Source organism: Methyloversatilis universalis FAM5, assembly GCF_000214035.2.
GTDB lineage: Bacteria > Pseudomonadota > Gammaproteobacteria > Burkholderiales > Rhodocyclaceae > Methyloversatilis > Methyloversatilis universalis.
This window is the reverse complement of record NZ_AFHG01000059.1, coordinates 1-22,996: the sequence shown is the minus strand read 5'-3', so window position 1 is coordinate 22,996 and position 22,996 is coordinate 1. Positions and strand designations below refer to the sequence as shown.

At 66.9% G+C, this 22,996-nt stretch carries 13 protein-coding genes; 7 read left to right on the top strand and 6 right to left on the bottom strand.

Translation table 11 applies throughout. The features are described 5' to 3' along the window. From METUNV1_RS17995 to METUNV1_RS17975, 5 genes are all read right to left on the bottom strand, one after another. A complete protein-coding gene (locus METUNV1_RS17995; protein ID WP_008064253.1) occupies window positions 1-1,554 on the bottom strand; it encodes an aromatic/alkene/methane monooxygenase hydroxylase/oxygenase subunit alpha in 1,554 nt (517 codons plus the stop codon). A gap of 80 nt (window positions 1,555-1,634) precedes the next feature. Beyond that, window positions 1,635-1,904 carry an MmoB/DmpM family protein gene (locus METUNV1_RS17990; protein ID WP_008064252.1) on the bottom strand — a complete coding sequence of 90 codons (270 nt, stop codon included), beginning with the start codon at window positions 1,902-1,904 and terminating at the stop codon, window positions 1,635-1,637. A gap of 10 nt (window positions 1,905-1,914) precedes the next feature. Further along, window positions 1,915-2,907 carry an aromatic/alkene monooxygenase hydroxylase subunit beta gene (locus METUNV1_RS17985; RefSeq protein WP_008064251.1) on the bottom strand — a complete coding sequence of 331 codons (993 nt, stop codon included), beginning with the start codon at window positions 2,905-2,907 and terminating at the stop codon, window positions 1,915-1,917. A 43-nt stretch (window positions 2,908-2,950) separates the two neighbouring features. After that, window positions 2,951-3,193, bottom strand: coding sequence for a phenol hydroxylase subunit (locus tag METUNV1_RS17980; RefSeq protein ID WP_008064249.1), 243 nt, complete (start codon window positions 3,191-3,193; stop codon window positions 2,951-2,953). A gap of 7 nt (window positions 3,194-3,200) precedes the next feature. After that, window positions 3,201-4,127, bottom strand: a complete 927-nt coding sequence (locus METUNV1_RS17975; RefSeq protein ID WP_008064248.1) for a catechol 2,3-dioxygenase — start codon at window positions 4,125-4,127, stop codon at window positions 3,201-3,203. A 405-nt stretch (window positions 4,128-4,532) separates the two neighbouring features. On the opposite strand from METUNV1_RS17975, the gene METUNV1_RS17970 reads away from it, so the two are divergent. Further along, the gene (locus METUNV1_RS17970) at window positions 4,533-6,224 is read left to right on the top strand and encodes a sigma-54-dependent Fis family transcriptional regulator (protein WP_008064244.1); all 1,692 of its coding nucleotides are present in this window, start codon (window positions 4,533-4,535) and stop codon (window positions 6,222-6,224) included. Window positions 6,225-6,246: 22 nt separating this feature from the next. Here METUNV1_RS17970 and leuA read toward each other — a convergent pair whose 3' ends face one another. Further along, window positions 6,247-7,950, bottom strand: a complete 1,704-nt coding sequence (gene leuA / locus METUNV1_RS17965; RefSeq protein ID WP_008064243.1) for a 2-isopropylmalate synthase — start codon at window positions 7,948-7,950, stop codon at window positions 6,247-6,249. A gap of 469 nt (window positions 7,951-8,419) precedes the next feature. Between leuA and METUNV1_RS17960 the strand changes: the two genes are divergently transcribed. The 6 genes from METUNV1_RS17960 to METUNV1_RS17935 form a co-directional block, all read left to right on the top strand. Next, on the top strand, window positions 8,420-10,195 hold the full coding sequence (locus METUNV1_RS17960) for a glutamine--tRNA ligase/YqeY domain fusion protein (protein ID WP_008064241.1): 1,776 nt from the start codon (window positions 8,420-8,422) through the stop codon (window positions 10,193-10,195). Window positions 10,196-10,399: 204 nt separating this feature from the next. After that, window positions 10,400-11,017: a PEP-CTERM sorting domain-containing protein gene (locus METUNV1_RS17955; RefSeq protein WP_008064240.1), complete on the top strand. Its 618-nt coding sequence runs from the start codon at window positions 10,400-10,402 to the stop codon at window positions 11,015-11,017. An 11-nt stretch (window positions 11,018-11,028) separates the two neighbouring features. Beyond that, on the top strand, window positions 11,029-11,592 hold the full coding sequence (locus METUNV1_RS17950; RefSeq protein ID WP_008064239.1) for a flavin reductase family protein: 564 nt from the start codon (window positions 11,029-11,031) through the stop codon (window positions 11,590-11,592). Window positions 11,593-11,654: 62 nt separating this feature from the next. Continuing rightward, a complete protein-coding gene (locus METUNV1_RS17945) occupies window positions 11,655-12,677 on the top strand; it encodes a S1 family peptidase (protein ID WP_008064238.1) in 1,023 nt (340 codons plus the stop codon). Between the two features lie 73 nt (window positions 12,678-12,750). Beyond that, on the top strand, window positions 12,751-14,319 hold the full coding sequence (locus METUNV1_RS17940; RefSeq protein ID WP_008064237.1) for a ShlB/FhaC/HecB family hemolysin secretion/activation protein: 1,569 nt from the start codon (window positions 12,751-12,753) through the stop codon (window positions 14,317-14,319). 175 nt (window positions 14,320-14,494) lie between these two features. Next, window positions 14,495-22,996 (top strand): two-partner secretion domain-containing protein (locus tag METUNV1_RS17935; RefSeq protein ID WP_043360298.1); only part of this gene is annotated, 8,502 nt, incomplete at its 3' end.

Genomic DNA, 22,996 nt, shown 5'->3' with positions numbered 1-22,996 from the left:
TCAGTCGTTGCGCTTGGCCATGCCGCGCCATGCTTCGAAATTGCGCTGGTCTTCCGAGCCCTCGAAGTCGCCGTTGTCGCGCCCCGCGTTCAGCCGGTAGTGCTCCAGCACCGCCGCCAGCGGGTCGAAGCCCGGCGCGGTCGGGTCGCTGCCTTCGGGGAAGCAGTTGCCCTGGTAGATCTGATGCACCGGCAGCCAGGCCTGGACGTACTTCTCCGGCTCGTTGTCGAAGATGTGCTGGCAGTGGTCGGAACAGAAGTGGTACTTGCTGCCCTTGTAGTCACGCTCGCGATAGCAGATCTTCGTCGGGTCACCCGGCTCGGTGAACAGCATCGGGATCTGGCAGGTCTGGCACAGCATGGGCAGCGTCTTGTTGTAGAAGCGGTTGCCCTTCTGCTGCTGCTCGCGCCAGAACTCGAAGCGCGGCCGGTAGTGCTGGTCGAAGGTGTCCGGGTACTTCTGCGACAGCCACTGCATTTCTTCTTCGGTCGGCATCCAGGTGTGGAAGTCGGTGGCGCCGCTGTAGTTGTAGAACGCTGACCACACCTGGTGCGACAGGTGCTCCTTCTCCTGGCGGATCTGTTCGGCGCAGGCCGGCATCTTGATGCCGTAGCGGGCAAGGTCCTTGAACAGCGCGCCGCCGTTCTCCTCGAAATAGATTTCCCAGGCTTCCTTCCAGCTCATGACGCGCTTGGGCAGCATGTAGTCCATCATCATCGCGACGATGGACAGCAGGCGCACGCCGCGCCAGCACCACTTGTCTATCCAGCGCTGCACGATGGGCAGGTTGGCCGGGTCCTGCTCGAGGATGAACTTGATGCACTCCAGCCCCAGCGTCATGTGACGCGCTTCGTCCGACTGCGCCGAGAAGCCGAAGGTCATGGTGCCCATGTCGCCGTTGTAGGCCGCACCCGACACGAAGGGCACGAACAGCAGATTGGTCAGCACGTACTCGAAGGAGAAGCCGATCGACACGATGAATTCGAACGGACCTGCGGTGATCGCGTCGTCGAAGAAGCTCTTCGGGACCGACAGGTACCAGACGCGGTCGAACATGTGCGGCGCGTCGTGGAAGCCGTTGTAGTACTTGTTGTAATTCGACAGCGAATGGATCTGCGTCTGCGCGTGGCGCATTTCGTCGATCGCCTGCATCTGGCAGGCGACGCGCGCACCGGCACCGGGGAAGGCGCGGCCGACGTGGGCGAAGCCACGGTGGGCCATGTATTCCAGCGGCGTCACCGCGGTCAGGAAGATCTTGATCGCGTTCAGGTAGCGCGCGTCGGTCACGCCGAGGTGGCCGTTGCTCTGGCTGTAGGCGTCGATGATGGCGTAGAGCTTGCGCTCCTTCTCCGCCTGGTATTTCCAGTAGGCGTCCATGGTCAGCCGGAACGGGTCTTCCCACTTGTCCCAGTCATGGATCTTGATGCCTTCGTAGTCGGCGTACGGATACACCTTCTCCTTCGGCTGATAGGTGGTGTCCCACGCCAGATCACGGGTCATCAGCGTGTAGCGTTCCTTCAGGCCCAGCTTCTTCTTCGGTACCTGCATGTCCATCTGCTTTTCTCCTCAATGACGGAGCGGGTGCGGCCTCTGCGGTGGGCCGTCCGTGTCCCGCGTTCTCCCTCGGGTATGACTCAGTCGTTCCAGTGCAGCGTGAATTCGTCGTCGCTTTCGTCGATATGGCCGGACAGCGATATCAGGTGGGTGTGCAGCTCCTGCAGGTCGAACTCGCGGCCAATGCGTTCGGAGATCGATTCCCGCTTCACGGTGAGGCGCCCTTCGGCATCGATCTTCACCATGGCGGGCGATTCGACCGGCAGCGCGTGCGGGTTGTCGGCCAGGATGGATTCGATGATCGGACGCGTGTCGTCGTTGGTCTGCAGCGCGATGAATACCTTGGACATGGCGCGCCCCTCAGGCCGGCACGCCGCACTTGGCGACGCGGGCAGCGAACTGGGTGGCGAGATCGTCCAGCGCCGCGCCGGCGCGTTCGCCGAGCGCACGCTGTGCGAGCGGGGTCAGCGCATCCAGCGCACGGCTCTGCCAGGCGGCGATCCAGCCCCGCACGAGTGCGGCGTTCTCCGGCGATTCGGCACAGGCGGTCTTGATCTGCGCATCGACCCACTTGGCGGTTTCGGCATACCACTCGGTCATGAACTGGGTCAGCATGGCGACCGCGGTGCCGCCGCGCAGCGACAGCGCGTCCTCGACCAGGGTCTTGTAGAACAGCGGATACACCAGGCCGTCGAGCACCAGGTTCTGCGCGATGAACAGTTCGAACCAGTCCTGCACCACCAGACTGTCCTCGACCACACGGCGCAGGCCCTGCCAGTCGGCGGCGTACAGCCAGTGTTCCTTCGCGGTGGCCAGCGCGCCGGGATCGCCGAGCAGCAGGCCGATGCGGGTCAGGTACTGGGCGATGGCCAGGTTGTCCATCGCGTGGAACATGCAGGGCTGGGTGATGGCGGTGCCGTAGCCGTAGGCGCAGACCGAGGCGTTGTTCATGTTGGCGCCCCAGGCGACGTGACGCAGCGGCAGCAGCAGGTCGAGCGCGAGCTGGCGCACGTCTTCCGGCAGCAGCGCGCCGAGGTTGCGCGATTCGACGAAATCGAAATTCGATTCGGCGGTGTCCTGCTGGCGGGCGCGTGCCAGCGTCCAGGCGCCGTAGTAGTACTGGCGCGGATCCTTGAACGCGTACCAGTCCTGCATCTTCAGCGCGGTACGGGCGGCGTCGAAGATTTCGCGGTCCGGGTCCCAGGTCGGGCGATAGTGGAAGTTGGCGCTCGGCTGCAGGTCGAAGGTGCCTTCCTGATAGCGCGATGCCGGCTTGTCGCCGAAGCGGCGCTCGATATGGCCGTAGGTCTGTCGCTGCGGCTTGATTGATACGGTACGCAGATCGATCTGCATGCCAGTCTCCTCGGATGTGTTCTATTGACGCCCGTGGTCGCGCTCAGCGCGCGCCGCGGTTCAGCACTTCATTCAGTCGTGCGCCCACCGCCGGAGGCTGTCCGGCCCCGCCATCGAGCAGCACCACGTCCTGCGCCGCGCAGAACTCGTCGAAGGCGGCACGGGTGAGCATCATTTCGGCGAACAGCTCCGGCTCGCCGAGCGCGAAATCGAACTCGACGAAGCCGTCCTCGCGCTCAGCGGTGATGCGCACGTACTTACGGAAAGGATCGAATGCAGACGCCATGTCCGCCTCAGGTGTGCACGTTCAGAAAGGCTTCGTTCAGCTTGCGGTCGTGATAGAAGATCGCCCGCCCGAGGTCTTCCACCGTCCAGTTGATCGTGGGCTTGTCCGGGTAGTAGATGTAGCCGCCGGAGAACACCTCGTTGCGGTTGCCCGACGGGTCGAAGAAGTAGATCGTCGCGCCGCGCGTGATGCCGTGCCGCGTCGGCCCGATGTCCAGCGACACGTCGTGCTTCGAGATCAGGTCGGCCGCCCGCAGCACGTCGTTCCAGGTATCGAGGATGAAGGAGCAGTGGTGGAAGCGACCCTTCTCCGGATTGCGGATGAAGGCGATGTCGTGCGGCTTGGTCGAGCAGGTCAGGAACACGCCCACCATCACGTCACCGGCCATCACCTGTTCCGCGATGGTGAAGCCCAGCACCTCGGTAAACAGCTTCACCACCCCATCGACGTCGTCGCCGTACAGCAGGCAGTGGTCGAAGCGGGTCGGCTGCATGCCCACCAGCCCATCCGGCCACGGGTCCGGATTCACGTCCGGCAGGCCGTTGCCCACCTTGTCCTTGGTCGCGAACAGTTCGATCGCATGCCCGGTCGGCACCGTGAAGCGGAAGCGCCGGCCGGTGTGCAGGTGCTCGCCCGCCGGCACCCACTGCAGATCGCTCGCCAGACGGCTGCCTTCAACCTCCGCCGCCAGACGGTCCAGCGTCGCTTCGCTGTCCACACGGAAGCCCATGTAGTCCATGCCCGGCGCCTCCGCCGCACGCAGCACCACGCTGTGGTGGTCGTGTTCGTCCCAGGCCTTGAAATACACCCGGCCCTGGGCATCCCGCCCGGTCTCGATCAGGCCCAGTACCTGCCCGTAGTGCTTTACCGCGGCCTCCAGGTCCGTCACGCGCAGCGCGACATGACCCGGGCGCAGCACGCCCGTCATCGGCATTTCTCCGTCCTCCTTTGTTGTGTGGTGCGTGCTGCGGCGCACCAGCGATTCGGAAGAGCAGAAAGCAGGAGAGCGCTTGCCGAAACACCGGATGCAGCCGTCAGCCGCACCCTCTCCTATCCAAGAAGCGTGCCATACTCGATAATCGATAAAAATCTCGATATTTGGCGGTTTTGGGTGGGCGAGAGTACAGTCCTCCCGTCCACTGCTTGACGAGTTGATGAAGCACCCGAAGAGGTGTTCACCAACTGATGAACGCGTCAGGCGGAAGAAGACCGGCCACTCGGGTCACCCGGCATCGCGGAAGACGCCGGACCGGCTCGCAGGAGGCCGAACAGGCGCTGCGGCGCAACATCGGCACGCCGGCCTGGCGTGACCGGCACCGGTCTGGAGGAGGCACGGGCAATGGGTACGATCAAATACCCGCACAACAGTGATCTGCGTCGGCTGGTCAGGTTCTCGGCCGACGACGGACTGATCTGGCTGGCGGAAAACCGCATGCTGCTGATGCATTGCGTCGCCATGTCGGCGCTGCGCGCGCAGCTCATCCGGTCGGTCGGGCCGGATTCGGCGCGCCGCATCCTGACCCGCATGGGCTACGAATCCGGCATGCGCGACGCCGAACTGGCGCGCACGATACGGCCGGACCAGAACCCGATCGAATCCTTCTTCGTCGGCCCGCAGCTGCACATGCTGGAAGGCAGCGTGCAGGTGACGCCGGTGCACATCCATATCGATGTGCGCAGCGGCGAGTTCGACGGCGAATTCCTGTGGGAACACTCGTGGGAAGCCGAATTCCATCTGCGCGAATTCGGTCAGGCCGCCGACCCGGTGTGCTGGATGCAGATCGGCTACGCCTCGGGCTACACCTCGGCCTTCATGGGCCGCATGGTGCTGTTCAAGGAAACCGAGTGCGCCTGCTGCGGCGCCAACCACTGCCGCATCGTCGGCAAACCGGTCGAGGAATGGGAGGACGGCGAACAGTACGCCCGCTATTTCGAGCCGGAGAACCGCATCGCCCATCTGCCCTCAGCCGCCTGGGCCGGCGTCGCCCAACGCGACGACCGGATCGAGGCGCCCGCGCCGCCCGACCTGATCGGCAGTTCGGCCAGCTTCCGCCGCGCCTATGAACTGATGCTGCGCGCCGCCGGCACCACGGTGACCGTGCTGCTGCTGGGCGAAACTGGCGTCGGCAAGGAACGCTTCGCCCGCGTGCTGCACCAGATGAGTCCGCGCAAGGACGCGCCCTTCGTCGCGGTCAATTGCGCCGCCATCCCGAACGACCTGATCGAATCCGAACTGTTCGGCGTCGAGAAAGGCGCCTTCACCGGCGCCCACGCATCACGCGCCGGTAAGTTCGAGCGCGCCGAAGGCGGCACGCTGTTCCTCGACGAGATCGGCGAAATGCCGCTGGCCGCGCAGGCCAAGCTGCTGCGCGCGCTGCAGGAAGGCGAGATCGAACGACTGGGCGACGAACGCACGCGCAAGGTGAATGTGCGCGTGGTGGCCGCCACCAACGTCGATCTGGCGCAGGCGGTGAAGGAAGGCCGCTTCCGGCCCGACCTCTACTACCGGGTGCATGTGTATCCGATCCACATCCCGCCGCTGCGCGACCGGCTGGCCGACCTGCGCCTGCTGGTCGATACGCTGGTGGGGAAGTTCAACCGGGCCCACGGCAAGCATGTGCAGGGCGTGTCGGACAAGGGCTTCCAGGCGCTGCACGCCCACCACTGGCCGGGCAATGTGCGCGAACTGGAAAACGTGATCGAGCGCGGGGTGGTGCTGGCGCCGCAGCAGGGCTGGATCGAGGCGCACCACCTCTTCCTGTCTCTGGAAGCGGTGCTGGCACGCGAATCCGGCATTTCCGCCTGCGGCAAGCTGGAAGAAGGCTGCGGCGACGCGGTGCGCGAACAGCTGGTCGAGCAGATCCTGCGCAGCGGCATTCCGCTGGAAGCACTGGAACAGCAGCTGATGAAAACCTGCGTGGACCAGGAAGGCGGCAACATCGCCCGTGCGGCACGCCGACTGGGCATGAGCCGGCCCAAGCTGAGCTACCGGCTGCAGCGGACCGACGGCGAGGCGGCACCGGCGGACTGAAGCCCGCCGGTGCAGACCTTCATCAGCCGGCGCTGAGCGCGCGACCGCCGGTGAAGGCGGCGCGTGCGCCGGCGTCGAGCTTGCCGGCCGCGCGATTGAGGCCGCTGATCACCGCGAGCAGCGAGGCGGTGATGATGTTGCGATGCATGCCGGCGCCGAAGGTGGTGCCCGGCACGCCGTCGATCACGCATTCGACGAAGGCGATGGCGGCGGCATCGGCGCCGTGGCCGATCGCGCGTTCCTCGAAATCATGCACCCGCGCCGGCACGCCGAGCGCGTCGAGCGCGGCGGCGATCGGGCCGTTGCCGCGCCCGCTCAGCGTGCGCTCTACGCCGTCGACCCGGAGCACCAGCTCGATGCCCTGTTCATCGCCCGCCTCGCGCAGGTGATGCGTGACATAGACGAAGGGCGCGGTGGTTTCGAAGTACTGCTGCGCGAACAGCTTCCAGATGTCGGCCGCACGCACTTCCTGGCCGCTGCTGTCGGTGAGCTGCTGTACCGCGGTCGAGAACTCGACCTGAAGGCGTCGCGGCAGCGTGACACCGTATTCGCTCTCGAGCAGCCAGGTGACGCCGCCCTTGCCCGACTGGCTGTTCACCCGAATGATGGAATCGTAGGTGCGGCCGACGTCGGCCGGATCGATCGGCAGATAGGGCACTTCCCACACCGCGTCCGGCTTCTGCGCCGCGAAGCCCTTGCGGATGGCGTCCTGGTGCGAACCGGAAAAGGCGGTGAACACGAGGTCGCCGGCGTAAGGATGGCGGGCATGCACCGGAATCTGCGTGCACTGTTCGACCGTGCGCGCGATGTCGTTGATGCGCGAGAAGTCGAGGCCCGGATCGACACCCTGGGTGTAGAGGTTGAGCGCCAGTGTCACGAGGTCCACGTTGCCGGTACGCTCGCCGTGGCCGAACAGGCAGCCCTCGATCCGGTCCGCACCGGCCATCACCGCCAGTTCAGCCGCCGCCACCGCAGTGCCACGGTCGTTGTGCGGATGCACGCTGAGAACGACCGACGCGCGGTTCGCCAGATTGCGGTGCATCCACTCGATCTGGTCGGCGTAGTGATTGGGCGTGGCGATCTCGACGGTCGCCGGAAGGTTGAGGATGACCGGCCGCGCGGGCGTGCCGCCCCAGGCCTCGACCACCGCGTCGCACACCTCCTTCGCGAAATCGAGTTCGGTCGCGGTGAAGGTTTCCGGGCTGTACTGGAAGGTCCACTCGGTGTCCGGCTGCGCGTCGGTAAGGCGCTTGATGAGCAGCGTGCTGTCGACTGCGAGCTGCTTCACTTCGTCGCGGCTCATGTCGAACACGACGCGGCGGAAGGTCGGCGAGGTCGCGTTGTAGACATGCACGATGGCGCGCTTCACGCCGCGCAGCGATTCGATGGTGCGTTCGATCAGGTGCGGCCGCGCCTGGGTGAGCACCTCGATGGTCACGTCGTCCGGGATGTGGCCGCCTTCGATCAGCGTGCGCACGAAGCTGAAGTCGGTGTCGGACGCCGACGGGAAGGCGACCTCGATCTGCTTGAAACCGATGTCGACCAGCATCTTGAACATGCGCATCTTGCGCTCGCCGTTCATCGGCTCGAACAGCGCCTGGTTGCCGTCGCGCAGATCGGTCGACATCCAGATCGGCGCGCGGGTGATGCTGCGCGACGGCCACTGGCGGTCGGCGAGCGGAATCGGGGTAACGGGGCGGTACTTGGTATTCGGCTGCTTCAACATGACGGGCTCCGGCAAATGGGGAAAAGACGTGGCCGGCATGCAGGGCTGTCAGGCGGCCACGGGTTTCCTGGCCTGACAACCGCTGCGCAGTCGCAGCATCGGAATGTGTTGAAACGGCTCGAACATGACGGGAATGCTCCGGAAAAACGGAATTCACCTCCCGGTCCATCGACCGGAGGCAGCTACAGCACAACAGGAGGGGGGAGTTTTATGTGCGCGCGGGGCGCAGCAGCAGACCCGACGCGAGCAGCGTCGAGGAGAGGGACAGCAGTTGGGTCTGATGCGGGAGCATGGACAAGACCATAGGCAAGCAGGGAAAAGCTGTCAACCCTGAATTTCGCCAGCAAGCAGCTAGAATCGTGTTCTTCTGCCGGGCCGCGACCTGGCCCCTGCATCGAGCGGACAGCCTGCCGGCGGCCGCTCATGCCCTTGCAACGACACCCATCTTCAGAGTCCTCTGCTGCCCATCATGTCCGAACGCAACGCACCCGCCCCGGCTTCGAATTTTCTGCGCGCCGTCATCGAGAAGGATCTGGCCAACGGCACTTACGCCAGCCGCCGCTGGGCGCGCAGCCCGGGCGACGCCGCCCACCACGCGGCCGGCGAGCCCGACCCGGCGAAGATCCGCACCCGCTTCCCGCCGGAGCCGAACGGCTATCTGCACGTCGGTCACGCCAAATCGATCTGCCTGAATTTCGGTCTGGCCCGCGACTACGGCGGCGTGTGCCACATGCGCTTCGACGACACCAATCCGGAAAAGGAAAGCGTCGAGTACGTCGAATCGATCAAGGAAGCGGTGCAGTGGCTGGGCTTCGGCTGGGACGCTTTCGGCGCCTCGCAGCTCTATTTCGCCAGCGATTACTTCGATTTCATGTACCGCGCGGCGGAATACCTGATCACCGCCGGTCACGCCTACATCGACCAGCAGACGCCGGACGAGATGCGCGCCAGCCGCGGCACGCTGACCGAGCCGGGCACGAATTCGCCGTGGCGTGACCGCCCGGCGGACGAATCGCTGGCGCTGTTCCGCGAAATGCGCGACGGCAGGCACCCGGACGGTGCGATGGTGCTGCGCGCGAAGATCGACATGGCCAGCCCCAACATCAATATGCGCGATCCGGCCATCTACCGGATCAAGCACGCGCATCACCACAACACCGGCGACAAGTGGTGCATCTATCCGATGTACACCTATGCCCATCCGCTGGAAGATGCGGTCGAGGGGGTCACCCACTCGATCTGCACGCTGGAATTCGAGGACCAGCGCCCGTTCTACGACTGGGTGCTGGAGCGTCTGGCCGAAGGCGGCCTGCTGGCCCATCCGCTGCCCAAGCAGTACGAATTCGCCCGCCTGAACCTGACCTATGTCGTCACCAGCAAGCGCAAGCTGATGCAGCTGGTGACCGAAAAGCACGTCAGCGGCTGGGACGACCCGCGCATGCCCACCATCGTCGGCCTGCGCCGCCGCGGCTACACCGCTGAGGCACTGCAGCTGTTCGCCGAGCGCATCGGCGTGTCCAAGGCCGATTCGTGGATCGACTATTCGACGCTGGAAGGCGCGCTGCGCGACGACCTCGACGGCCGTGCCGCCCGCGCTATGGCGGTGCTCGATCCGCTCAGGCTCAAGCTCACCAACTGGGACGAGATATTCGGCGACAGACAGGCCGAGCCCAGCTCCGCGCCGGTGCATCCGCACCACCCGGAACGCGGCACGCGCAGCTTCAACCTGACGCGCGAAGTGTGGATCGAGCGCGAAGACTTCATGGAAGAGGCGCCCAAGGGCTACCACCGCCTGTTCCCGGGCAACAGGGCGCGGCTGAAGTACGGCTACGTGATCGAATGCACCGGCTGCGAGAAGGACGCCGACGGCCGCATCACCGCGGTGCTCGCGACCCTTGTGCCGGACACCAAGAGCGGCACCCCGGGCGCGGACAGCGTGAAGGTGAAGGGCGTCATCACCTGGGTGAGCGTGGCCGAAGGCCTGTCGGCCGAAGTGCGGCTGTACGACCGGCTGTTCACCGAAGCGCACCCGGACGCTGGCGGCCGCGACTTCCTGACCGTGATGAATCCGGATTCGGTCCGGTCGGTGCAGGCCTTCGTCGAACCCGGCCTGGCGGCCGCGGTCGCAGACGACAAGTTCCAGTTCGAGCGCCACGGCTACTTCGTGGCCGACCGGGTGGACTCGGTCGCCGGCCGACCGGTGTTCAACCGGGCGGTCACGCTGAAGGACAGCTGGGGCAAGTAGGCCGGCGCGTCGGTTTTCTTTACAGGCAGCCCAGCGCGCACGGGCAGGATGGATGGCCGGTGCGCGCAAACCCCTGTGAAGTCGCTGCATGCCCGCAAACGGCACGGAACATGCTTTACGCTTTACAGTTTTTAATGATCTGACCCCTACTGGTCGCCGCCGCTCACCGGGCGAGCGCCGAACCCTGCCTCAGGAGCGCTAGGAATGATGACGCTACGTGGAATTCTGCTGTCCGCAACGATCGCCGCCACCTCGTCCGGCGCCATGGCATCGACCGCCACGACCCTCGACCAGAACTTCAATCCGGGTGATTCCATCGTGATGGCCTTCATCACCCAGAGCTACCTTGGCCAGTCTTTCAAACCGAGCGCGGACAACATCGTGGGCGCAGGTCTGCTGCTGACCGGACCGGGCAGTGCCAGCGCAGAAATCAGGATAGATCTGTGGGCCGACAAGCCGACCGCCGGCGGCGCCCCGCTGCGCACCGGCGTTGCAAGCGGTGCCGGCAGCAGCTGGGTCGATGTGTTCTGGGACATCCAGTCCGTCGTGCCGGAGCGCACCTACTTCCTCACCTTCTCGACCAGCGCCAGTCAGGACAACGGCGTAGGTTTCGCCGGCAGCACGAATGCCGACTACCTGCGCGGCCGTCTGTACGCAGGCGTGACCAGTGGTGCCATCTACGCCGACAATCCGGCGTTCAACAATTTCGATTTCAGCTTCCGTACCTTCGCCGCAGCTGCACCGGTGCCGGAGCCTGCAAGCTGGGCCAGCCTGCTCGGCGGCCTCGCGCTGATCGGCGCGGCGCGGGCGCGCCGCCGCTGACCGGACGCCGCATGGCCCGGCAGGCTGTCCCGCTCGCACAGGCCTACCGCCTGCTGAATCACGGCCCCACCGTGCTGGTCGGTGCAGCGGCCGGCGACCGCCACAACGTGATGGCCGCGGCCTGGTGCATGCCGCTCGATTTCGATCCGCCAAAAATACTGGTGGTGCTGGACAAGGCCACCTATACCCGCGAACTGATCGAGCAATCGGGCGAATTCGCGATCAGCGTGCCGCCACGGGCGCTGCTCTCCGCCACCGTCGCGGTCGGCAACCGGAGCGGGCGCGACGGTGACAAGTTCGGTCCGCTCGGGCTGCATCACTTCGCGGGCGACCAGGTCGCCGCACCGCTGATCGAAGACTGCCTCGCCTGGCTCGAATGCAGAGTGGTGCCGGAGCCGCACAACCAGTCCCGCTACGACCTGTTCATCGGCGAAGTGGTGGCCGCCTCGGCGGACGACCGGGTATTCAGCGGCGGGCGCTGGCATTTCCGTCCTGAGGACGAGGCGCTGCGTACCCTGCACCACGTGGCCGGAGGCGCCTTCTTCGTCACGGGCGAAAGCGTCGACGGCAACTGAACTTCCGGCAGCCTTGCCGGCTCCCAAGACGGTCGTCCACCGGCCGTCGAAGGAATTCGCCCATGCGCCCCCTGTTCGTCAGTCTGCTGCTGTCCGCCGCCGCGCCGGTTTTCGCCGGGGGCTCCGCCACCGAATTCGGCTCGGCCTTCTACACCGGGCTGTCGATGAGCGTGGTGCAGGTGCGGGTCGCCAACGAGGCGGGCAAGGGCTACTTCGGGTCAGGCGTCGTCGTGGCCGAAAACGAGGTGATCACCAACTGCCACGTCACCCGGCAGGCGGTACGCATCGAGGTGGCCAAGGGGCCGCTGGTGTTTCCGGTGTTCGGGCAGAAGGCCGACATGGCGAACGACCTCTGCCTGCTGCGCACCGCGGCGATGCCGCTGCGTTCGGTGACGCTGCGCGACGCGGCCACCGTGAAGCCGGGCGAAACATCCTTCTACTACGGTTACTCGGGCGGCATCGAAGCGTTCTTCGCGCCCGGCCGGGTCGCCACCCTGCATCCGCACGACGGCAGCGCGGTACTCGAAACCTCCAGCGGCTTCGGTCTGGGCGGCAGCGGCGGCGGGCTGTTCGACGCCGAGGGGCGCCTGATCGGCGTCACCACCTTCCTCGCGTCGGGTCACAGCGGCGGCTATTTCGCGATGCCCGCGGACCTCATACACAGGCTGCGCACCCGGCCGGAGGCGGATGTCGCGCCACTTGACGGACGGGCGCTGTGGGAACAGCCGGATGACGGACAGCCGTGGTTCCTGCGTGTCGCCCGGCTGACCGCCCGCGCCCTCTGGCACGAGGCAGCCGCACTGGGCCAGGCCTGGACCCGCGCCGAACCGTCAAACGCCGACGCTTGGCATCAGACCGGCGTCGCCCTGGTACGCGACAGTCGACCGGACGAAGCCCTGCCACTGCTGCTGCGCGCCCAGGAAATCGCCCCCGACCATCCGGACGTGCTGTTCCATCTTGCGCTGGCGCACGCCCGGACAGGCGCGGCGGATGCGGCCCGGGAAATGCGGGACCGTCTTGCCCGCTCGGACGCCGAACGGGTGGCGAGACTGGATGAGGCGCTAGGCTGTTCGGCCTATTGCTAAAGGATTACAGCGAAAGTCCTGCAAACCCACTAAACTCCGTCTGATACAAGAACTTACATAGACGGGGTCTCCGGTGAAGGTCAGCCTTGCACGCCTGCTGCTCGCATGCGTGCCTCTGCTCGCGCAGGCGGAAGAATCCGCGGAAGGGCCTCGGTTCGAGGTACGCGCCTATTCGCTGTCCGGCGGCACGGTATTCAGACCTTCGGAAGTCGATGCACTGCTCGCGCCCTACACCGGCGGAGAAGTGGGTTTCAGCCAGATCGAAGCGGCCCGCACCGCGCTGCAGGCCGCCTATCACAGCCGCGGCTTCGGCGCCGCCCAGGTCAGCATTCCGGAACAGGAACTGAGCGGCGGCACCGTCATCCTCGAAGTGCTGGAACCGCGGCTGACCGAAATCACGCTGCAGGGCGCCAAGCACCACGACGAGGCCAACATCCGCCGCAGCCTGCCCGGGCTGATCGACGGCGGCATGCCCAACACCACCGACGTCGCCCGTCAGCTGTCGCTGGCCAATGAAAACAGTTCGAAGCAGACCGACGTCACCTTCAAGTCCGGGCGCAAGCCGGGCGAGATCGGCGCCACGATCTCGGTGGCCGACGACAATCCGGTACGCCGCTTCGTGACCGTAGACAACAGCGGCACGCCCTCCACCGGCACGCACCGGGTCGCGGTCGGCCTGCAGCACGCGAATCTGTTCAACCGTGACCACGTCGCGACCTTTCAGTACACCACCTCGCTGGAACAGCCTGCCGACGTGACCATTTTCGGTCTGGGCTACCGCATTCCGCTGTACGAAAGCGGCAATTCGATCGATCTGGTGGCCGGTTACTCGAACGTGAATTCGGGTCAGGTACAGGTACTGAATTCGACGGCCAGCGTGTCCGGCGCGGGCCGCATCTTTTCCGCCCGCTACAACTGGCATCTGCCGCGCGAGGGCGAACTGAGCCAGCGCATCAGCCTGGCCGCCGACTGGCGCGACTTCGACAGCAGCTTCGTGGTCGCGAACACCAATACCAGCCTGGTGCCGCGCGTGATCACGCACCCGATCAGCCTGTCCTGGTACGGCAACTGGCGCAACGATCTGCGCGAAGCGGGGCTGAACGTGAGCTTCGCCCGCAATCTGCCCGGTGGCGAGCACGGTGGCAGTACCGCCTTCGATGCGTCGCGCAACGGCGCAAGCCCGCGCTTTTCGGTGCTGCGCGCCGGCGGGTCCTGGCTGCAGCTGCTGCCGCGCGACTGGCGTGTGCGGCTTCAGGCCCAGGCGCAATACACGACGGACGAACTGGTGGCCGGCGAACAGTTCGGTATCGGCGGTGCCGATTCGGTGCGCGGCCTGCGCGAGCGTGTGCTGGCCGACGACAAGGGCTGGCGCCTGAGCGCGGATCTGGAAACGTCGGCCTGGCTGCACGACACCTGGGTCATGCGCGGCGTGCTGTTCGCCGACGCGGCGCACATCTACCGGGTGCGACCGCTGGCGTCGGAAGATGTGAGCAACGGTGTCTTTTCAGCGGGCGTAGGGCTGCGCGTCAACTTTTCCACGTGGCTCGCCGGGCGGATCGACTACGCTCAACTTATTGACGGAGCAGGCAGATACGACTCCGGCAGCCACCGCGTACACGCAAGCTTCAGTGTGAATTTCTGAAACGGAAGCCGTTCCGTCAGAGAACGGCAATGTGCTGTTCACATGCTTGAACACTGTCGCGGCACGCATCGACGCGCGCAACACGACGGACTTTCCTGCTGCATGGCCGGCCCCACCCGCGCGCGCGCATCCGCGCCCGAATTGACGGACCGGCCTCGAAGAACTTGAGGCTGACATGAACAAGGGGCGTTACAGACTGGTGTATTCCGACGAGCACGGCAGCTACGTGCCGGTGCCGGAGGAAACCAGCGCGCGCAGCAAAGGTCAGGGGACCCGCGCCTTGCGCCGCCTGGTGGCAGCCATGGCCGCGGCGCTCCCCGGTCTGGCGATCGCCAACCCGACCGGCCACCAGGTCATGCAGGGCCAGGTCGGCATCCAGCAGCAGGGCAGCACGCTGAACATCACGGCCAGCGACAAGGCCATCATCCACTGGAAGCAGTTCTCCATACAGCCGGGCGAAACCACCCGTTTCATCCAGCCGAACGCGAGCGCCACCGTGCTCAACCGCGTGGTCGGCCAGGACCCGTCGCAGATCCTCGGCAACCTGATCGCCAATGGCCGGGTATTCCTGATCAATCCGAACGGCGTGCTGTTCGGCGCTGGCGCCAAGGTCGACACCGCCGGTCTGGTGGCGTCCACGCTGAACATCAAGAACGAGGACTTCAACGCCGGACGGCTGAAGTTCGAAGGCGAAGGCGCGGCCGGCAGGATACGCAACGAAGGGTCGCTGAAAACCACCGGCGGGCCGCTGCTGCTGATCGCCACCGATGTCGAGAACACCGGCCTGATCACCGCCGAGAACGGCGACATCGTGCTGGCGGCCGGCAAAAGCGTCGAGATTGCCGATCCCCACCAGCCTGCGCTGCGTGTGCGCATCGAAGCAGGCGGCGAAGCGATCAACCTCGGTCAGCTGATCGCGAAAGGCGGCAACGCCGGCATGTTCGGCGCTGCACTGACCCAGGCCGGAAAGATTTCGGCCACAGGCGCGCAGCGCACCGCGGACGGCCGCATCGTGCTGCGCGGCACGAAGTCGGTCACGCTGACCGAAACCTCCGAAACCGCGGCCCGCACCGCCGACGGCAATGGCGGCGCGATAGAGATCAGCGCGCCGGAAGTGAAGATCGAGGCGAAGGCGGTGGTCGACGCCAGTGGCATTCAGGGCGGCCGCATCGATGTCACTGCCGGGCAGCGCGCCACGGTGGACGGCACGCTGCGCGCGACCGGAAAACTGCCGGCGCCGCCGGCAGCCGCACCGGCCCCTGCCGACATCGAAATGCCGGTCACCGCCGCCGGCCCGGCACCGGCGCCCGCAGTACAGCCGGTCGCGGATGCAGGCAAGGGTGGCCACATCCAGGTCACCGCCGACACGGTGGCCATCGCCGGCAGCGCCACGCTGGATGCGTCCGGCGACACCGGCGGCGGCTCGGTGCTGGTCGGTGGCGACTGGCAGGGTGCCAACCCGCTGGTACGTAACGCGCAGGTAAGCTGGGTGGGCAGCGGTGCCCGCCTGCTCGCCGACGCGCTGCTCGATGGCGACGGCGGCAAGGTGGTGGTGTGGGCCGACCAGGCCAGTGCCTTCCACGGCAACATCTGGGCACGCGGCGGACGCGACGGCGGCAACGGCGGCCAGGTCGAGGTATCCGGCAAGGTGGCGCTGCTGTATCGCGGCCGTACCGATACGTCGGCGGCACGCGGCCGCAACGGCTCGCTGCTGCTCGATCCGCTGTCCATCGTGATCCAGGGCGGCAGCGGCGACGGCGCGAACGACGGCAGCCTGAGCTACAACGGGGGCACCGCGGGCACCATCACCGCCGAATCGCTCGGCCCGACCGTGGTCTATGAGAGCGAACTCGAAGAACAGAGCAAGACCACCGACATCATCCTGCGCGCACAGCGCTCGGTCACGGTCGGCAACGCACAGTTCAACTACACCGCCAGCGGCAATGCGAGCGGCGAAACCGCGGGTCAGCTCACGCTGGCGGCCGGCAGCAGCCTGCTGATCGAAACCCGCAATCTGGGCGCCGGCGAAGGCGGCGTCAGCGCCGGCATCGATCTGGTGACCGGCGGCTGGCACGACGCCGGTCTGCGCATCGTGACCCAGGGCAGCGGCAGCATCACGATGCAGACCGGCTACAGCAACGGGGTGCGGGTCGGCGACCAGCGCGCAGACATCGTGCTGCCGGTGCTGCAGACCGCCAGCGGCGGCATTCTGGTGCGCGCCGGCAGCAGTTCGGTGATCGATCTGCGCGGCACCTACCGCAGCGATGGCGCAATCTCGATGCAGGCCGGCACGGTGAGCGGCGCAGCGGCCTTCAACGCGGCCGGCGGCACGCAGATCAGCGGTGACTACCTGCTCGGCAGCGGTACCGTGAGCTTTGATGGCGGCAACGCCTCGATCAGCGGCCTGCTCACACTGAATGGCAACCTGGCCGGCGCGTCGGCGCTGTCGGTGGGTGGACTGCTGTGGCAGGGTGGCCAGATGCTGGCCGGCGGCCGGGTCACGCTGAACGGCGCAGGCCAGATCGACGGCTCGAACGCCTATCGCTACCTCGGGCGCCGGCTCGACGTGGCCGGACAGCTCGATCTGTCCAACAGCAACGGCTACGAACTCATCGTCCTGAACGGCGGCGAGCTGCATCTGAACGCGGGCGGCGCGCTGTTGTCCACCACCGCGGACGGCATCATCCGGCTGACCGCCGGCAGCGGCGGCAGTGCGCTGCTGAGCGGCGATGCCGGCAGCCGCATCGAGGTCGCCGCCGGCCGCTCGCTCTACCTGCGTACCGACGGTGCGGCCGGCAGCGCGATCGCCGGTCAGTTCGACACCGCGGGCGACGGCGCACTGAGCGTGGACGGCGGCCGCCTCAGCACCGCTGCCGACACCGCATTCACCGGCACCGGAACACTGCGCCTCTTCAGCGGCGGCACTCTGAGCGGCAGCCACCGGCTGACGCTGGGCAACCGTTTCGAATGGAAGGGCGGCGCGCTCGACGGCAGCGGCATCGCCGTGCTGTCCGGCACCGGCGTGGTGGACAACAGTGCGAGCTATCGCTATCTCGCCCGCACGCTGCAGGTCGACGGCACGCTGACGCTGGGCAACAGTTCGGGCTATCTGCTCTACATCAACGATGGCGGCCGCCTGCACCTTGGCGCCACCGGCACGCTGTCCACCGACGGCAGTACCGCGTACATCTACATGAATGCCGGCGCCAACGGTGTCGCGCGGCTGTCCGGCGACACCGGCGCGCGCGTGGTGATCGGTGACGGCGCCCAGCTTTACCTGCGCACCGACAACACCGGCAGCAACCGGCTGTCCGGCACGCTGAACATCGACGGCGCCGGCATGCTGACGCTGGATTCAGGCAGCGTGTCGGTCACCGACACCGCACTGCTCACCGGCAGCGGCACCGTGCGCCTGAGCAATGGCGGCGACATCGGTGGTGCCGGCACCCTCACCATCGCGAGCAATCTGGACTGGCGTGGCGGTTCGATGAGCAACGCGGCCGGCACCACGGTACTGGCAGGCGCCACCACGATCGACAACACCTCGGGCTACAAGTACCTGGGACGACAGGTCGTGCTGACCGGCAGCATGACTCTGGGTAACAGCAGCGGCTACTACCTGCAGATCCACAACGGCGGCCGGCTGCATCTGGCCGGCGGCAGCCGTCTGGCCACCTCGACCGACAGCGGCATGATCTATCTGGCGGGCGGCACCAGCGGTGCGGCGCTGTCCGCGGACGCCGGATCGGCCATCACCGCAGCCGCCGGCACCGTGCTCACGCTGCAGTCGGACGGCAACCCGGTCAACACCCTCGCCGGCCGCTTCACCTTCGATGGTGCGGGCGAAGTGCGCATGCCGTCGGGGCTCTTCACCACCGCGGCGGCCACCACCTTCACCGGCAGCGGCCTGCTCCGCCTGAACGGTGCCACGCTGGATCTGCGTCACGCCACCGAATTCGCCTCACCGCTGGTTTTCGACAGCGGCGTGATCACCGGCAGCGGCAATGTGCTGCTGTCCGGCAACAGCCGCTGGAACAGCGGCAGCCTGACCGGCACCGGCACCGCGACCGTGTCCGGCCGGCTGCAGATCGAGAACAGCAGCGGCTACAAGTATCTGAGCCGACGACTGGTGGTGGATGGCGCGCTCGACTTCGGCAGCTCGACCGGCTACTACCTGCAGCTGAACAACGGCGGCGCGCTGCACTTGGGCGCGACCGGGGTGCTGCGGACCACGACCAGCAGCAGCGTCATCTATCTGGCCTCCGGCAGCGGCGGCATCGCCACCGTCAGCGCCGACGACGGCGCCCGGGTCATCGTGGCCAGTGGTGCCGACCTCGTCCTGCGCAGCGACAGCAACGGCAGCAACCGCATCGCCGGCAACTTCGAACTGACCGGCGCTGGCGATCTGGTGCTGGACAGCGGCACGCTGCAGACCGGCGCGGCCACCGTCGTTGACGGCACCGGACGGCTGCGGCTCAGCGGCAGTGCCACGCTGAATGCCGAACATGCGCTCAACATCGACAGCGTCTTCCGCTTCGATGGCGGCGTGCTCGGCGGCAGCGCGGCCACCACGATTTCCGGTGCCTTCACCTGGGCGGGCGGCACCATGGCCGGCACCGGCAGCACCACGATCGCCGGCAGCGGCACGGTGGATAACACCGCCGCCTACAAATTCCTGAACCGCAGCCTGACGGTGAGCGGCAGCCTGATGTTCGGCAACAGCAGCGGTTACTACCTGCAGCTGAACAACGGCAGCCGGCTGCGCATCGCGGCCGGCGCGACCCTGGGTACCAGTACTGCCGACGGCGTGATCTACATGGCCTCCGGCACCGGTGGCAGCGCACTGATCACCGCCGACAGCGGATCGAACATCCAGCTGGCGGCCGGCACCGCGCTGCGGCTGCGGTCAGACAACGCGGGCAGCAACGGCATCGCCGGCAGCTTCAACCTCGCTGGCGAGGGGGCGCTGCATCTGGATTCCGGCACGGTCAGCGCGGACGCCGCCACGGCCTTTACCGGCGATGGTCGCCTGCTGCTGTCCAGCGGCGGCGCGCTGACTGGCAGCGCACTGGTCACGATTGCGTCGGCATTCGACTGGACCGGCGGCAGCATGGCCGGCACCGGCACCACCCGCCTGCTGCGCGACGTGTCGCTCAGCGGCAGCGGAGCGCGTCACCTGAACCGCACGCTGGAAATCGCGGCCGGCCGCACGCTGTCGCTCGGCGACAACGTGACGCTGCAACGCTCGACCAGCAATGGCGGTACCGGCGGCATCGTGGCACAGGGTACGCTGCTCAAGTCCGCCGGCACCGGGACCGCCTATGTCACCTATCTCGACCTGAGCGGCAACATCGCCTCCAGCAGCGGCGTGCTGTCGATCTACGGCAACGCCGTGGGCACCTCGCTGAACGGCGTGAACGCATCGACCAGCGGCAGCGGTGCGCTGCGCCTCGATTCCGGACTGTTCACGCTCACCAACGGCCAGACCTTCACCGTGTCCGGCGGCCGCGCCGAACTGAGCGGCGCCACGCTGAGCACCAGCGGCAGCACGTCGATCACCGGCGGCGGCGTGTTCGCGCTGACTGCCGGCACGCTGAACGGCACCGGCACGCTGACCGTCACGTCCGGCTTCGACTGGACCGGCGGCACCATGTCGGGCACCGGCACCACGCGGCTGGACACCTCGGTCACGCTGACCGGCAGCGGGACCCGCACCCTGGACCGTACGCTGGAAATCGCGGCCGGCCGCACGCTGGATCTCGATGACAACGTTCTGGTCCAGCGCTCGACCAGCAATGGCGGCACCGGCGGCATCATGGCCCTGGGCACGGTCCGCAAGGCGGGTGGTACCGGCACCGCCTATCTGCGCTATCTCGACCTCAGCGGCAATATTTCCGCCCACCGCGGCGTCCTGTCGATCTACGGCAACAGCGCAGGCAGCCGCATCGCCGGCGCGGTGCTGTCCAGCACCGGCGGCACGCTGCGCGCCGACACCGGCACGCTGCTGCTGAACGCCGGCGAATCGGCGCAGATCACGAGCGGCACCTTCGAACTGTCGGGCGCCACGCTGACCGCCACCGGCAACAGCAGCCTGGACGGTGCTGGCACCTTCAGCTTCACCTCCGGCACGATCAACGGGCCGGGCACGCTTACCGTAAATACCGCGACGGACTGGAGCGGCGGCAACATGGCCGGCAGCGGCATCACCCGCCTGGCCGGCGCGGCGCGCATCCTCAGCGGCAGCACCCGCGGCCTCGGTCGCACACTGGAAATCGCCGGCAGCACGGTGGCCTCCAACCTGAGCGGTGCCGTTCAGATTCAGGACGGCGCCCGCATTTCGGTGCTGTCCGGCGGCACGCTGGAACTCAACAACAGCGCGGTTTTCAGCCATCTCGGCAGCGGTCGCATCGACAACGCCGGTCTGCTGCTCAAGACCGGCAGCGACAGCGCCTTGCTGGCCATGCCGGTGGGCAACACCGGCACGCTGCGCGTCGCCGAAGGCAGCCTGAGCGCCAACGGTTTCACCACCAACGCCGGTACGCTCGATCTGCGCGCCGGCAGCACGCTTACGACCGGCAGCCTGCAGAACACCGGTGTCATCCAGGGCAGTGGCACACTCAATCTCGGCAGCGGCACACTGACCAACGCCGGCATCGTGCGCCCGGGCGACGGCAGCAGCACCGGCACACTCACCGTCACCGGCCAGTTCGTGCAGACCGCGGGCGGTCGCATCGAGGCGGACGTGCTGGGCACCACTGCCGCGCAGCAGGATCACCTGAACATCAGCGGCAGCGCCCAGATCGACGGCGCGCTGGTGCTGGCGCCGGCCAGCGGCCTCACCTTCGGCGCCAGTGACCGCTACACCGTACTGTCCTGCGGTGCCGACGGTTGCCTGAGCGGCGCCTTCGCCAGCGTGAATACCGGCGGTCTGGCAGTCACGCCGACCACCTTCTCGAACGCCATCAGTTTCGCCACCGGCACCATTGCCAGCACCTGGATTTCGCAGACTTCCGGTTTCTGGGATGTCGCCGCGAACTGGGCCGGCGGCCTGATTCCGACCGCCAGCACCGATGTGGTGATCGACCAGGCGGGCGACCTCACGGTCACCATCCGGAATACCTCGCCGGCCAGCAACTTCACGGTCAATTCGCTGCGCTCGAACGAGAACATCACGATCACCGGCAGCACGCTCACATTGCGCGGTGACTCGGTGATCAACGGCCGGCTGTCGATGACGGCCGGCACGCTCACCATCGGCAGTCAGCTGGAAGTCGGTTCGATGACGCTCAGCGGCGGTACCGTCAGCGGCGGCCGCCTGATCGCATCCGGCACCGGAAACCTGCTGAATGGCGGAACGCTGAGCGCGCTGCAGCTCATGCTGGGCAGCCGCCTGACTACCAGCGGCACCAGCACGCTGTCCAACGTCACGCTGTCGCGCCTCGGCAGCGGCAGTGATGCCGGTCGCATCGTGGTGGCCAACGGCGGTGACCTGCGCGTGGTCGGTACGCTGACGCTGGACAACGGGTCGGTCACCCTCGCCTCCGACAGCAGCTCCACCTTCCTGCGCAGCACCTCGGGCGCCTGGAGCATCGCCGGCAATGGCGCCATCCTGTTCGGCGGCAGCCACAACGCCGTGCGCGCCAGCAATTACCTCGGCTACGGCTCCGGCACCTACAGCCTGTCCATCGGTTCAGGCGTCACCGTCTCCGGCTCCAACGGCGGCTACATCTACTTCGGCAACAACGGCGCCAACGCCGGCACCATCGAAGCAGCCACCGCCGGCCGCGAAATCGTCGTCAATGCCTGGAACACCACCGACACCTGGACCAACTCCGGCACCCTGCGCGCCAACGGCGGCATCCTCAGCCTCAGCGACGCCTGGTCCAGCGCCGGCACCAACGCGCGCATTCAGCTCGACAGCGGCACCCTCTTCCTCGGCGGCAGCTTCAATACCGCATCGTTCAACACCCTGGTCCGACCGGCCGATGCCGACCGCGGCACGCTCAACCTCGTCGGCACGCTGAACAACGCCAACGCAACCCTCAACCTCAACGGCGCAACCGGCACACTCAATTCCGGCGGCACCCTCACCGGCGGCACGCTGGCCATCGACAATGCCTCCGGTGGCGCATTCAACACCGGCTACGCCGGCATTTCCGGTTCGTCTTTCGGCGGCACGAATATCGCCACCCTGGACAACGTCCGCCTCACCGGCAGCACCACCATCGCCAACGGCGGCGACCTGCGCGTGGTCGGTGCGCTGACGCTGGACAACGGCTCGGTCACCCTCGCCTCCGATGGCAATTCCACCTTCCTGCGCGGCACCTCGGGTGCATGGAGCATCGCCGGCAACGGCGCCATCCTGTTCGGCGGCAGCCACAACGCGGTGCGCGCAAACAACTACCTCGGCTACGGCTCCGGCACCTACTCGCTCTCCATCGGCTCAGGCGTCACCGTCGCAGGCTCCAACGGCGGCTATATCTACTTCGGCAACAACGGCACCAACGCCGGCACCATCGAAGCGGCCACCGCCGGCCGCGAAATCGTCGTCAATGCCTGGAACACCACCGACACCTGGACCAACGCAGGCACCCTGCGCGCCAACGGCGGCATCCTCAGCCTCAGCGACGCCTGGTCCAGCGCCGGCACCAACGCGCGCATACAGCTCGACAGCGGC